Source organism: Aquimarina callyspongiae (assembly GCF_034322225.1).
Classification (GTDB): Bacteria; Bacteroidota; Bacteroidia; order Flavobacteriales; family Flavobacteriaceae; genus Aquimarina.
Window position 1 is genome coordinate 817330 of record NZ_JAXLPA010000002.1, and the last position, 14098, is coordinate 831427.

The following is a 14098-nucleotide window of genomic DNA, read 5'->3' on the forward strand; positions in this document are numbered from 1 at the left end:
TTTAAGGTATAAATACGTATAGAATCTAACTGAGGCATTTACTAAGTTTAGTATGTACTCGTTTGACCAAGTTATTTAAGATTACTTCATTGTTCTCACTTAATCAAGGGAGATGCGTGTACAATTCGTTTCTAACCATTAAAAATAGAAAAATGAAAACCTTACCACCAGTTCGCGTTCATAATCAAGCTTTGTCGCTTTGGCAATCTGTTGTCGCACAACGCGCACTTGAACACGCAAAAGCAGAGTATTCCGAAGAGAAAGCCGCTAAATTGACCTCGGCTCACATTCAGGATCATCCTATGATTCAAGCCACAAATGTCTTTGTTCAAAAAGCCTTTGAGGAATATGGATCGTCTATTCTCATCAATCATCGCCAATTAGTTACCGACCCAGAGAAAGATTCAGCACTCACTCATTTGTCTGAATTGTCTTTTAGGACTGCACATGCAAATCCTTCAGTTATTGAAGTCTTTCAAAAAATAAAGGATAAAGCAAAGGGACATTTCGGAGAAATAGTAGATCAATTAATAGAATATCAAGCAACTATTGAAGAGACGTTCCATAAAATAGCAAACCAGGAGTACTACCGGAAATACAGTGACATGGATCCCCGCTTTTTGCTGTGCGAGAAAGACTATAAATATTACTCTGTAAAGTACGATGGCGTATTGAAATACAATGACTGGCAAGATCATAACAATAACCTCCAGTATGGCATGATCGACTACAAAATTCCGAATGACGCAAAAGTCGCCATTATAGGGGATTGGGGAACAGGAATGTCTGATGCTAAAAACCTGCTCATGACACTGATGACTCAACAAAAACCAGATGTGATTATCCATTTGGGAGATATCTATTACTCAGCAACCCCTACCGAGGTTTACAGCAATTTTGCTGACATTATTACTAAGGTATTCGATAAAACCTTGGGTGAAGGAAATCGAATTCCTGTTTTTAACATACCGGGGAACCACGACTATTACTGTTTTGGATATAAGCTGTACGACATGGTAAAGGGCTTAAACAGTTTTAATGAGGATGCGGTTCAAAAAGCGAGCTATTTTTGCTTAAGAACGGAGGACGAAGGCTGGCAGTTTCTGGGAATGGATACCGGTTATGGAGATGCGGATCCAACCAATCAATTCAACCCTTTTTACGGAGGTCCTAAATTGCATTCTTCTGAGGTTCAATGGCATCAGGACAAGCTTGATAATTTCGGAGGGGCAACGATCATGCTTTCTCACCACCAGTTGTTTAGCCACGTTTCTAAAATTAACGGGCAAGAGTCAACCTATAGTGGATATCCCAATATGAACAAATACCTGCTCGATCCTTTCCAGAGGTATTTTGGAGAACGAATCACTACGTGGCTTTGGGGGCATGAGCACAATCAGGTAATATATAATGAGCATCTATATGGCTTAAGAAAAGGTCGTTTGATAGGAGCCAGCGCTTTTGAAGAAGCAACCAAGGAAGATCCTTACCGCTTAAAGTATCCCAATTGTCCGTTTAATGAGCAATATAAGTTGAAATCTGAGAATGACTTTTTTAATCATGCTTATGCCATTATAGATTTTAGCGTCAGGGAAAAACCGACCGATCCGGTACAAACAAGTTACTATGAGTATCCGTCATGGGGAGAAAATGCACCAAACCCAATTCCGACCAAAGCCCATAAAATTAATGATGAACACTTTGGCATAAAATCCCCTCCATCAAAGAAGCCGCTTCACTACAAAGATGAAATTTATATGAGCCTTGAAGGTGGTTTGGATTGTATTAGCCTGAGCAAGTCCTCATTGGGCACGAAATACCCTGAAATGGCCATGGATTATGCGCCTATGCGAATCAAAAACAGTGATGACAATTCTTCCACGGGCACTATAAAAAATGGGGACAAAGTCTACATTGTAACAGATGAAGACAATATGGGTAGTGACACCGTGATTACGGCAGCGAGCTACCACCGAGCCCTTTTTTACGATACGCATGGACAAAATCATCAAAACTGGCACATTGCAAAGATTTACCCTGATGGTGATGATACCATCTATACGAATGATCCCGTGTGTTTCAAAAACACTCATTATTCAGGGCAATATATGTGTCCATTGGTAGAAACCGGTTATGATGGAATTTGGTTAACGACCGATTCAAAAGTTAAATCTAAATGGTTTCTTAGAAAGACGTAAAACTCAACATCAGATTGATAAAACCCGAAACCGGTTCTGGATAATCTCCGGAGCCGTTTTTTTGTTGAGTATTCAGCATATTTTTGAAAGTGGAGAACCTAGAATGGAAACATAATGTATGTGGAATGGGAATTACCTATTTTATAATTTTTCTAAAACTTTCAATTTTTCAAGAACAATAACTTTATACATAGCACTCACAGGTACTTTACTATTTTCAATTAACAAATATGTTCTGGTTGCCTTTGTAACTCTATCTAAATTGATAATGTACGATTTATGTGTACGTTGGAAATTCTCAGATAATAATGTAGTAATATTAATAAGTGTTTCGGAAATCAGGTACATCCTTGAATCCGTAAATATTTTCAAATAATTTCCAAAACTCTGAATATATAAAATTGATTTAAATGATATATTAAGGAGCATTCCATCATGCTTTATTTGAAGTTCTTCACTTCCTTTATCCTTTTTAAATTCTGTTATTTCTGAAGCTGAAACTTTGTTAATTGCTTTCAAAAATCTTTCAATTTTCACAGGTTTCAATAAATAATCTACAACACCGTAGGTATAACTTTCTAATGCATACTCAGAATACGCCGTAGTTAAAATAACTTTGGGCGGTTTTATCATAGAACGCAAAATTTCCATGCCATTAAGTTCTGGCATTTCTATATCAAGAAAGATAAGGTCAATTTCATTTTGCTGGACGAAATTGACAAATTCAAGTGGATTACCAGTACTTAATACTAATTTAAAGTTGTCAATTTTAGAGCAATATTCTTCTAACACTTTACGTGCTAGTATTTCGTCATCTATAATACCAACTTTAATCATTAACTATTTTTTTAATTTTGAAACTGCTAAATCAATGGATAAATTTACATGATATTTTTCTTCTTTATCATCAATTTCCAATAGGTAAGAGTTAGGATATAAAAGATTTAAACGTCTTCTCACATTTTCGAGACCCAGTCCAGTTCTTTTCGATAAAGAAACTTTGTGAGGCTTTGAATTATCAACACAAAAATGTAGTGTAGTATTTTTTATAGTGGCAGAAACAATAATTGTACTCTGCTCATTAGTGCTTTGAGCGCCATGTTTAATGGCGTTTTCAACAAATGGAATGAGTAACATTGGAGAGATCTTTAATCCCAATACATCTCCATCAATTGTAAATTCAATAGTACAACGCTTACTCAATCTTTTTTCTTCAAGTAATAAATAGTTCTCTATAAATTCAAGCTCTTCTTTTAATAAAACCGTGTCTTTTTTAGAACTCTCTAATTGATATCGCATTAATTCTGAAAGCTGCATTACAACATCAGACGTTTCTGAAGATTGTTGTCTCGATAGTGAATAAATACTATTCAATGAATTAAATAAAAAATGCGGATTCACCTGCTCTTTTAAATAATTAAGTTCCATTTCTTTTTGTAATTTTTCCTTCTCGTCATTTTCTCTTTGAATGATCCTATTTCGTCTTAAAAGAAAGGCAGCCATTCCGGCTCCCGTAGTATAAATTAGAAAAAAGATCATCTTGTAAACACCATACCAGCCATCCTTCCAATATCCTTTCAAATAGGCCGAAAAAAACACACTCGCAATAAGAAGTATTGAATATAAAAAATAGCGTCTCTTATCAAAAACAAATGGAATTAAAACGAAATGATTTATCCATATGATGCCCATAATTGCCATTGTATAATTAAAACCATGTAAGTAAAAATAAAAAGCAGTATCAAATCTATCCTTAATCGCCCACATACTTAATATCTCAAGTATGAGTATCAATAAAAAGGCTCCAATATTTATTAGGATTGTATTTTTTAATGACCTGTTAATCATAAAATCATGTAATAATTGGTTAAATATATCATCTATACACAGAAACTATCTTAATTATTATACAAAAACGGGATATCAATGACGAAATGACTTTATCATTTAATTGTTGTGTTGATCCTATTAATGGATTTAGACATTGAATATACTATACATTTATTCAACATTTATAAATACTAAGAATTATGAAAAATTATAATAGTATACTTTTAATAATTACCATTTTTTTAAGCGCTTGTGCTACTAAAGGACAGGAAGTAAACGATCCTGATTTTACTCGTTTAACAGAGCAAAGTAAACCAGCAGTTACCTTAGGCGAAATATCTTCACTTCAGTCAAAAGTGTTAAACAAAACTATTCCACTATCAATCCATTTACCTGAGAACTACGATAGTTCCAGGAAAACCTATCCTGTGCTGTATATGATGGGTTCAGATTACCGAGCTCGGTTCGCCATGTTAGCTTCTACATTAGATTATATGGGCGAGACACAAATTCCGGAGACGATACTCATTGGAATAGATTTGCCCGAAGGTAATAGTATTTTATTGCCAACAAGGGAAAATCAAGACACAACAATTCCGGATAATTATATTAATTTCATTGAGACAGAGCTGATACCGTACGTTGATAATAAATACCGGACTGCTCCGTTCAAAACCCTTTATGGCGCTTCTAACAGTGGTTTTTTCACTGTTTATATGCTGCTCAACAAGCCTCTTCTGTTTAATGGCTACTTTGCAAGCAGCCCATCAATTAGGCACATACCAACAGTGCTTCAACAAAAAATAAAAACAGGTCCGTTAAAAACGATTGCAGAAAACAGATCTCTACACATCATTTATAGCGATGATGAGGGGAATCTACCAAATTTCGTTTCTGAATTCTCTAGTGTTGTAGAGGAGCATAAACCAGAAAGTTTTACCTATAAAGTGGATGAATTGATAAACCAAGGTCATGTACCAGCAATGGATTTCACACAGTTTCTTCTCGCGCTATACCCAGACTTTAATCCCTACGAAAACCTGGATTCATTGGATAAAGTCACACAACATTTCGATATGTTATCAAAACGATATGGGTATGAAATCCTACCACCTATGGAGGTCATTTTTCACCTTGGTTTTACCAATATAATGAGTAAGAATTTAATTGTCGCAGAAGAAATCTTTCAATATTCCTTAGAAGTGTATCCTGAAAGGAAGGAATCTTATCTCGGAATGGGTATTTTACGCAGAGCTCAAGGTCGGTTTGAAAGTGCTAAGATCATGATCGAAAAAGCACTGACAATTGATCCAGAATTTTCACTTGCTAAAAGGTGGCTAAAAAGACTCGAGAAATGAAATCTGGCTTTACTCATCAAAGATCTATTGATGTCATAACGGGCATTTAAATTTTTATAAAACAATCGAACGAATAGATAGTCCAACCACATCAATCAGCTCGCTAATATTTCTAAAGATTTAGAATCTTTAGAAATATTATGTATAATACGACGCTGGCTCGTAGTTATATCTGATATTATATCAAACATGAGGTATCCGCTGTTTTGCTTTGCCATCTCGCCATCTCGCCAACAACATCGAAAGTCCACTGGACTTTCTGTATATTGTTATGTGTACTATAATGTACTTACGTTATGTATTACCCTGAGCTGTCACACTGAGCTTGTCGAAGTGTTGCGGTTCACTTTGCTTTGGTAAAAAGCTTTTATAAGCAATATTTTTTGATTTTTTTTCTTTCTAAAAGTTTCTTTAAAATGTAATGGAATACTCTTTTTGCTAAAAGGGCAGAGGAGTGGAGGCAAAATGTGTATGAAATGGGGTTTATTCTTAAAACATTATATCAGGACTATTATTGAAATAGAAAAAAGAATATGAGAATAACAGCTTCAATTGAGGCTATCCCTAAAAAAGTGTAACTATCTTTGCTGAAAAATAATGTTATGCTAAAACGGTTCTCAGATTTAGGAGTCAATCAACAATTACAGCAAAGTTTAGTCGATTTGCAAATTTCTACACCTACAGATATTCAAGAAAAAACCATTCCTATTGTTTTAAATCAAAAAGAGGATATAGTTGTTTTAGCTAAAACAGGAACAGGAAAAACAGCTGCTTTTGGGTTGCCCTTATTGCAGTTAGTTGATGTAGAAAACACAGATATACAAGTTTTAATATTAGCTCCTACAAGAGAGTTAGGACAACAAATCTATGCTAATTTAGAATCCTTTGCTAAACATAGTCCCGAGTTATCTATAGCTTCCCTATCTGGTGGAATCCCTATAAAACCTCAAATAGAACGTTTAAAAAGCACTACACATGTAGTAGTGGCTACTCCAGGGCGTTTGGCAGACTTGATTAATCGCAATGCTATACAGGTTAAAAACATAACTCATTTTGTATTAGATGAAGCCGATGAAATGGTAACGGCATTAAAGGAAGAATTACATACGATTATCAAGGAAATTCCTAAATCCAGAAGAACATTACTTTTTACAGCAACCATGCCTGGGACTATCAAACAAATGGTTCAAAACTATATGTCTAAGCATGTAGTGCATATTGAGGCAGATATGTCAACACTTGGGCATCAAGGTATAGATCATCAATATGTAGTTGTAGCCCCTATAGAAAAATTAGAGGTATTATTACATTTTTTAAGCTCTAAAGAAGGTCAAAGAGGTATTATTTTTTGTAAAACCAAAGCAGCTGTTAACAAATTAGCCAAAAAATTAGCTATAAATAAATTTTCATCAGGAGCCATTCATGGAAGTTTAACTCAAGGAATTCGCGACCGAATTATGGAGCAATTTAGAAACGGTTATGTTGATATCTTAGTGGCAACAGATCTTGCTGCACGTGGTATTGATGTAAAAGAGGTTTCCTATGTGGTAAATTATCACTTACCCGATACGTATGAAACTTATGTGCACAGAAGTGGTCGTACAGCAAGGGCAGGAGCCAAGGGGCTTTCTTTGACCATAATACAAAAGGAAGAGGAAATAGACATTGCAGATTTTGAAGAAAACTTAGGCATTACCTATAATAGATTTAAAAAAGCAGATGCACAAAGTATCCAAGAAAACAATGGCTTATTATGGGCTAAAAAAATATTTAAAACAAAACCGAACCGCGAAGTGTCTGAAAAGTTTACAACAGATGTAAAAACAATATTTCATCATTTAACAAAAGATGAACTTGTAGATAAACTAATAGCAAATTATATAGCACAAACACATACAGAGGTTGTAAAACAAGAAGCAACAAAAAGAAATAAGTAGCTTCAATATCCTTGAGAAATGCATTAGCATTCTTGAGCTCAAAATAAAAATATAAAGCTCGCGAAAAATCGCGTATTTGAAAATTTCTGAACCATAGCTTTGGTAAAAGCAAAGTTTATTACCACTACAATTTATTTTAAAAGTTTTATAACGAAATCGAAGAATGAGATTGGGCGGTAGCCAAATATCATACAAGATTCACGAACTCCTCTAAAACAGTAAAGCCTTGTGAGCTAAATGTTTATTTAAAAAAAGGTAATGCAACACTTATTATGCGAGCCGACGACAGAAGGGGAGTGTAATGTGTGTGGAATGGAATAATAAAGTAAAATCAAATTATTTATCCTTAATTTTGAGGATATAAATATCCATAATTTAGATGTTTTATAGTAGTTTTACTAAATTTATATTTGCAATACTACATATAATATTCTTTTTTTTAAGAATAATTTGATATATTTGAGCTATTATTTATAAATAGCATGTCTTTATATATCATATACTTATCTATTTTTATTTTATTATGTACAATCATAGTGCAAGCTATTCTTTTGTATAAAGTAAATAAGAGAAATAAAATATTGAATAAAAATTTTGAGGTAAGTAATTTAAAAATAGAAGAGCTTCTTAAAAAACAAGAGCTGATGTCTATTAGAGCTATGATAGAAGGGCAAGAAGATGAAAGAAAAAGAATAGCAAGTGATCTTCACGATAGATTAGGAAGTATGCTTTCGATGGTTAAACTTCATTACCAATCTGTAGAAAAAAATATTGAACATTTAAATATTTCTAATCAAAGGCAATATTCAAAGGCTAATCTACTATTAGATAAAGCTTGTGCTGAAGTTAGAAATATTGCTCATAATATGGTTTCTGGAACTCTTACAAAATTTGGTTTAATAGCTGCTTTAGATGATTTAAAGGACTCTCTTGAAGATAATAACACTGTAAATATTGATTTAATAGTACACGGATTCAAAAATCGGCTAGAACAGAAAAATGAAATTAACATATATAGGATAATTCAGGAACTAATTAGTAATGTTCTAAAACATGCAAATGCTAGTGAGATAGTAATCCAATTAATTTTTAATCAAAATGGACTTAATCTTATTGTAGAAGATAATGGTAATGGCTTTGAAGTAAATAATATATCTAAAGACGGTGGTATGGGACTTAAGAATGTTCTTTCACGAGTAGATGAAATTAAAGGAGAGTTAAATATAGATTCTTCATTAGACAAGGGTACAACAGTTACAATAGACATTCCTTTAAATGAATTAATAGAGTTATGATAAAAATTATTATTGCAGATGATCATAGAATAGTACTTGAGGGATTATCATCTCTCGTAGAACTTGCTAATGATATTAAAATTGTTGGATTAGCAAATAATGGTCAAGAAATTATAGATTTATTAAATAGTCAAGAAGTAGATATTGTAGTTTCAGATATTGAGATGCCAATTATGGATGGGGTTGAAGTAACTAGGTCAATTAGAAATCAATTCCCTAAAGTAAAAATATTAATACTTACTATGTATAGTTCTATAGGATTCATTAGAAAGATTTTAGAAATAGGGGCACATGGTTATATTCTTAAAAATAAAGGAAAAGAGGAGTTAATTGATGCAATTAAAACTATATATGATGGAGGTGAATATTTTGGAAGAGAAATTGAAAAAACATTAAGGGAAAGTTTGAAAAAAGAGAACGTTTTTGATATTGTTAAATTGACTAAACGAGAAATAGATGTTCTAAAGCTTATTGCAAAAGGAGACACAACACCTATTATTTCTGAAAAACTTTTCATCGCGCATAGTACAGTTGAAACGCATAGAAGAAACTTAATTGAAAAAACTGGAGTAAAAAACTCAAAAGGTCTAGTAAAATATGCCTTTGAAAATGGTTATTCTTAATATAGAATGTCAGTAGATAAAAAACATATCAGCAAACTAATTAAGCTCGAAAATAATGGAGAGCTTAAAAGAATATTGGGTGATTGTGAACTTCATCCTGACGCTTTTGAAATATTAGAAAAACATCTTAATCTAGAAGCTCAAACTTTAATTCGTTATTCAGTAGATCAAGCGAAAAAAAGATCTGATAAAACTATAGTAAACTCACATTCTATTGAGGCAATTGGAGAATCTGAATTGAGAAGGAAATCGAACAAAAACACTCCATTCTTAGAAATAATCAAAATCTTTGGAACAATAGGAATAACTGCATGTTTAACTCATATAATTCAATCTTCACAAAGTGAAAATTCAGATATAAATGTATTTGTAGTCGTTTTAGGAGTATTTGGAGGTTTATTGTTAGGGACTGGTTTGTTTTATAAAAAAAAATAGAAGTAATCTTAAAATGTTTAATCTGTGTTCTGTCGTTAAAATCCCAATCGCTAAGAATCGCGTATTTGAAAATTTCTGAACCATAGTACTGAATATTGAATTTATATGCGATATTGTTACGTGTACTATAATGTACTTGTGTTATGTCACTTTGCTTTCTTTGGGCAAAAGCAAAGTTTTCTTGTACTATATATTCTTTAAAAGTTGTTCTAACAAAAAGCTTCTTTAAAAAGGGTAATGGAACACTTATTATGGGAGCCGACGAAAGGAGGGGAGTGTAATGTGTGTGGAATGGGATATTGTCTAAAGTTTTCTTTTCAAGTGCGGATTCCCGTAAAATACTTATCACAAAAGTATTTACTTTTATAACAAATTAAAAACAGGTGTTTTTACTTATTTTTCGGTAAAGGATCTCTTACTAAGTTTATTAACTCCAATCGTCGTTTATATCATTCCCCTTGATTAATACTCATAAAAAACACCTTGAATTGGGTATATTTTGGTTATGAATAAAAACATAAGATTGCTTTAGCAATGGACTATAAAAATGAAATATGGTCAAACCAGTAAAAGACTTAATATAAACAAACCAATAAGCTATGGTAAAATCAATTTCTTCCCCCTATATATTATTTTGAACATATCCATTATACTATGTACATTTTAGTATTCATATAAAATTTATGTTCTATAAAAATAATCAATATTAATTATGATGAAAAATACTTTTATTCCTTTTAAAATAAAACATAAATTCTTAAAAATAATTTATGTTTTTACTTCAATTCTATTTATAATGAGCTCTTGTAATTCTTACAAGAAAGTAACAGGAAACGATATTTTTTCAGTTAATAGTATTCAAGCTGATAAAGATTATTATACCAAAGCAGTTTTAGAATACCATTTTATTAATCAAGTATTTAAAGATTTTTCAACTGACAATTTAGTAGACTGTGTACAACAAGATGACAAGAAAAAAAAGAAATCAAAAAAATATTTAAAAGCCGTACATAAAGTAAAACAAGATAGTTTATTACTTGATTGTGAGTTTATTGTTCCTAGTGAATTAGACGATTTAGAATCTGGATTTCAATATAGATATTATTCATTTAGCTCTAATAATTCTGCTGCTTTACAAGCATTTGGCATTACTGATATAGAACATAATTCAGAAACTAAATATCTTGTAATTGATTACATTCAATTCAAAGATTATGCTTGTTCTCGTATCCCTACAATTAGGTACGCTGTAGGTTTGAGATCTGAACTAAAAATAAAAAAATCAAATATTAAAGCTGAAGTTGATTTAACAAAAAAAGGATTAGCAGAATTAGCAGCCAAAGTGGAATTAGGTGAAGCATCAATAAACTTTTCACTAAAAACAATTGGGCTTACAGGTAAGCCTGCTCGTTTAAATATACCTCAAGGTGTAAGTTTTAATGTAACTACATATAAAAATTATCAAAATGCAATTGAATTTTTGAAAAGTAATCTTCAAGACAAAGTTGATGAAGACGAAAAAGGAGAAAACTTGGTAATTAATCCTGAATTAATTCCTGTTATGGATGAATATCGTCCAAACACAAAAAATACCATTGACGCTGTATCTAAAAACTTGATTAGAATTCATAAAGAAATTGAAAAAGTAAAGAAGAAATTTAAAGCAAAGAAAAGTACTAATATAAGTACTAAAAGTTCAAAATCAGATAACAAAGTTAATGGATATACTTATGATATAAATGTTAGTGAAACAGGTAATGAAATAATAAAACTTTATAAAAAAGAAATTGAAAGGCTTTTAACAGAACAAGATGCACTGCAATATATAAACGAACAAGTATATTCTATCCAACAGTACAAAGATTTTTTAATAGCTGCAATCCCATTCAGAAAATCAAAACAATATCAATTTGAAACTGATAGAAAAGAGCTTAAAGAATATAGCACTACTACTAGTTCTGATAATCAACTATCTATGTTCGGGTTCTTTCCAGGAAGAGAAAAGTTAAATACGCTCAACCCATCTGATTTACAAAGGTTACAAGACATCTTTTACACTAAAAATTCTTTAGAAATAGCTGATTTTAATAGGTTTCTTAATATCATAAATAATATACCAATCAATAATAATGAATTACAACTAATAGTTGAAAAATTAGAAAAAAAGGCAGACCCTAATAAAGAAGATTTAGTTAATATAGCTAATGAAATTGAGGAAAAAAGGAAAAAAGAGTAGTAATTAAATCTTTTATTAGTTATACAATTGTTTTATGTTTTTAGAAAAACTCAATATTAAAAATTTCAGAGGAATTAAAGAATTAAGACTTAATTTCAATAGGAGAAAATAATGCAGGAAAATCAGCCATAATCGATGCCCTACGTATTTGTTTAAGTATAGGAAAACAAAGGAAAGATATTGGTGTTAAAAATCATGAAGATACGATTATATTGGCTTTTACATAATTACTCATTGGTTTCTATTTGATATATTGGATTTCGTGAATCTTCTAAAGTCGATTTGTCTATCGATATAAAACACCTGACGGTGTCATTATATCTGCAACTATGTAAAATGCAAGCATCCGCCAATTTGCTGCAATAAATACATTTGTACTATAATGTACTTGTGTTATGTCACTTTGCTTTGGTCAAAAGCAAAGTTTTTACTTCTACAGTTTATTTTAAAAGTTTTCTAACGAAATGTTCCTTTAAAAAAAGGTAATGAAATACTTATTATACGAGCCGACGAGAGGAGGGGAGTGTAATGTGTGTGGAATGGGAATATTTCCCTTCATTTTCAATTAATCACGAGGTTTTATAGAAATTTTGTCTATTCAATATTACAAATCACATTTTAAAAAAATAAATATCTTTTTTTAAATCAGAGTTTCCTATTTTTATGAATCTATTAAATCTTAAAACAAAGATAATTTATTAATGACTAAATTAATTTCAGTATTAAAAAGTAATATAGAATTAACTCCCTATCGTTTTTTTAATGATTTTCTCCTCGATGTAGCAAATACTTATATTGAAAAACCTACTGATGTTATTTTTAAAATGTTTGAAAATGGAGATAAGGATGTTTATAATTCAAATTATAGGATTTCTCCAATTACAATACCTCTTCTATTAAGTTTGTTTGAACAATTAAGTAAATACCATAAGAAAGCACTTAATTTGGCTTTATATAATAACTCTGCTACAATTCAAATTCTTGAATTTTTATATCATGTTGATTTTTTTAATATAGGAGGAGATCCAACTAAATTTTCTTATCCATTGGGTAGAAATATAATAGACTTTGAAGATGGCTATTTGGGCGGATTTATTGGAAAACAACCAAGAAATGATCATCGCCTAAGAACATATTCCTTAAATGATGATAACCTTTTTGATAAAATCAAAAGCTATGATACTGATGATTCCAAAAGAGATTTTTTAAATTCTTTTTACACATATAAAGTAAAAGAGCATTTTAGTGAGTTACTATTTGAAAACGAGCATACATACCATTTACATAATTCATTTATTGATATTCTATCTGAGTTAATTACTAATGGTGTTTTACACTCAAAGTCGAACACATTCGCATTGATGTTTGTTGATAGGTTTAAAACAAAATTTTCTATTTCAGATAACGGAATAGGATTTAAAGAATCTATGGAAGGTAAAAAAAACACCTTTTATTATAAATACAAATCTTTAACAGAAAAAATATCCACTAAAACTCCTTCAGTAGAACTTGAGCAAACAATTATTAATAATCTTACTGTTATTTTTGAGACACTTTATTATTCTTCTTTAAAGGATAGAAAAGGATTATTTGATTTAATGATTAATGTAGTTCTTAAAAGCAAAGGTTATTTTAGATTGCATACTGACAATTGTCAAGTAATTATTTCTAATAGGATGATGGAACAGTTGCAACAAGTTGAATTAGTGAGAAATGAAATTTATAAATTACATACAAGTTATTCTTTGGAGAAGGTTAGTTTTGATATATATGAAAATACATTAATTAAGCTTTCTGAAGAGATGAAAGGTTATTTTGTTAATTTTTATAACAAATCAATAGAAAAATATAATTCGGATATAAAATATTCTTCTATAAGGTTTTTCAAAGTTAGATTTAGAGGCGTTCATATTGAAGTAGAAATTCCAAATTCATAAGCATGATTGTTTCTAAAATTATTACAGAAGAATATATTTACTTCAATTTACATGCCGAGGAAGTTGTTACGTCGAACTTTATTGAAGATGACATTAGTGGAGTGTTTTGTGATAGATTACAGATTTCTACACTAAATAGGGTTATTGATTCTTTAAAAACAGAAAAATTGAATAATGTCATATTTGATTTTAACAATATTATCAAATGTCAACCCAATTTAAATAAAGTTTTAATTCAATTAAAAAAAG

At 31.0% G+C, this 14098-nt stretch carries 10 protein-coding genes; 8 read left to right on the forward strand and 2 right to left on the reverse strand.

Annotated features, from left to right (window positions below):
- Positions 1–152: 152 nt before the first annotated feature.
- Positions 153–2198 (forward strand): metallophosphoesterase family protein, encoded by a 2046-nt coding sequence (locus U0D62_RS10690; RefSeq protein ID WP_322287272.1) that lies wholly within the window; start codon positions 153–155, stop codon positions 2196–2198.
- A 141-nt stretch (positions 2199–2339) separates the two neighbouring features.
- Here the strand turns inward: U0D62_RS10690 and U0D62_RS10695 are convergent, their stop codons facing one another.
- Both U0D62_RS10695 and U0D62_RS10700 read right to left on the reverse strand, forming a co-directional pair.
- Positions 2340–3035, reverse strand: coding sequence for a LytR/AlgR family response regulator transcription factor (locus U0D62_RS10695; protein ID WP_322287273.1), 696 nt, complete (start codon positions 3033–3035; stop codon positions 2340–2342).
- A gap of 3 nt (positions 3036–3038) precedes the next feature.
- Positions 3039–4046 carry a sensor histidine kinase gene (locus tag U0D62_RS10700; protein ID WP_322287274.1) on the reverse strand — a complete coding sequence of 336 codons (1008 nt, stop codon included), beginning with the start codon at positions 4044–4046 and terminating at the stop codon, positions 3039–3041.
- Positions 4047–4228: 182 nt separating this feature from the next.
- On the opposite strand from U0D62_RS10700, the gene U0D62_RS10705 reads away from it, so the two are divergent.
- The 7 genes from U0D62_RS10705 to U0D62_RS10735 all read left to right on the forward strand — a co-directional run bounded on the left by U0D62_RS10705 (position 4229) and on the right by U0D62_RS10735 (position 13849).
- Positions 4229–5386, forward strand: coding sequence for an alpha/beta hydrolase-fold protein (locus tag U0D62_RS10705; protein ID WP_322287275.1), 1158 nt, complete (start codon positions 4229–4231; stop codon positions 5384–5386).
- A gap of 602 nt (positions 5387–5988) precedes the next feature.
- Positions 5989–7323 (forward strand): DEAD/DEAH box helicase, encoded by a 1335-nt coding sequence (locus U0D62_RS10710; protein ID WP_322287276.1) that lies wholly within the window; start codon positions 5989–5991, stop codon positions 7321–7323.
- A 644-nt stretch (positions 7324–7967) separates the two neighbouring features.
- On the forward strand, positions 7968–8618 hold the full coding sequence (locus tag U0D62_RS10715) for a sensor histidine kinase (protein WP_322287277.1): 651 nt from the start codon (positions 7968–7970) through the stop codon (positions 8616–8618).
- Positions 8615–9241, forward strand: coding sequence for a response regulator transcription factor (locus U0D62_RS10720; protein ID WP_322287278.1), 627 nt, complete (start codon positions 8615–8617; stop codon positions 9239–9241). The genes U0D62_RS10715 and U0D62_RS10720 overlap by 4 nt, the downstream gene beginning before the upstream one ends.
- A gap of 6 nt (positions 9242–9247) precedes the next feature.
- Positions 9248–9676 carry a hypothetical protein gene (locus tag U0D62_RS10725; protein ID WP_322287279.1) on the forward strand — a complete coding sequence of 143 codons (429 nt, stop codon included), beginning with the start codon at positions 9248–9250 and terminating at the stop codon, positions 9674–9676.
- Positions 9677–10388: 712 nt separating this feature from the next.
- Complete coding sequence (locus tag U0D62_RS10730; RefSeq protein WP_322287280.1) at positions 10389–11912, forward strand: hypothetical protein; 1524 nt, start codon at positions 10389–10391, stop codon at positions 11910–11912.
- Between the two features lie 701 nt (positions 11913–12613).
- On the forward strand, positions 12614–13849 hold the full coding sequence (locus U0D62_RS10735; protein WP_322287281.1) for a hypothetical protein: 1236 nt from the start codon (positions 12614–12616) through the stop codon (positions 13847–13849).
- The last annotated feature ends 249 nt before the right edge of the window (positions 13850–14098 follow it).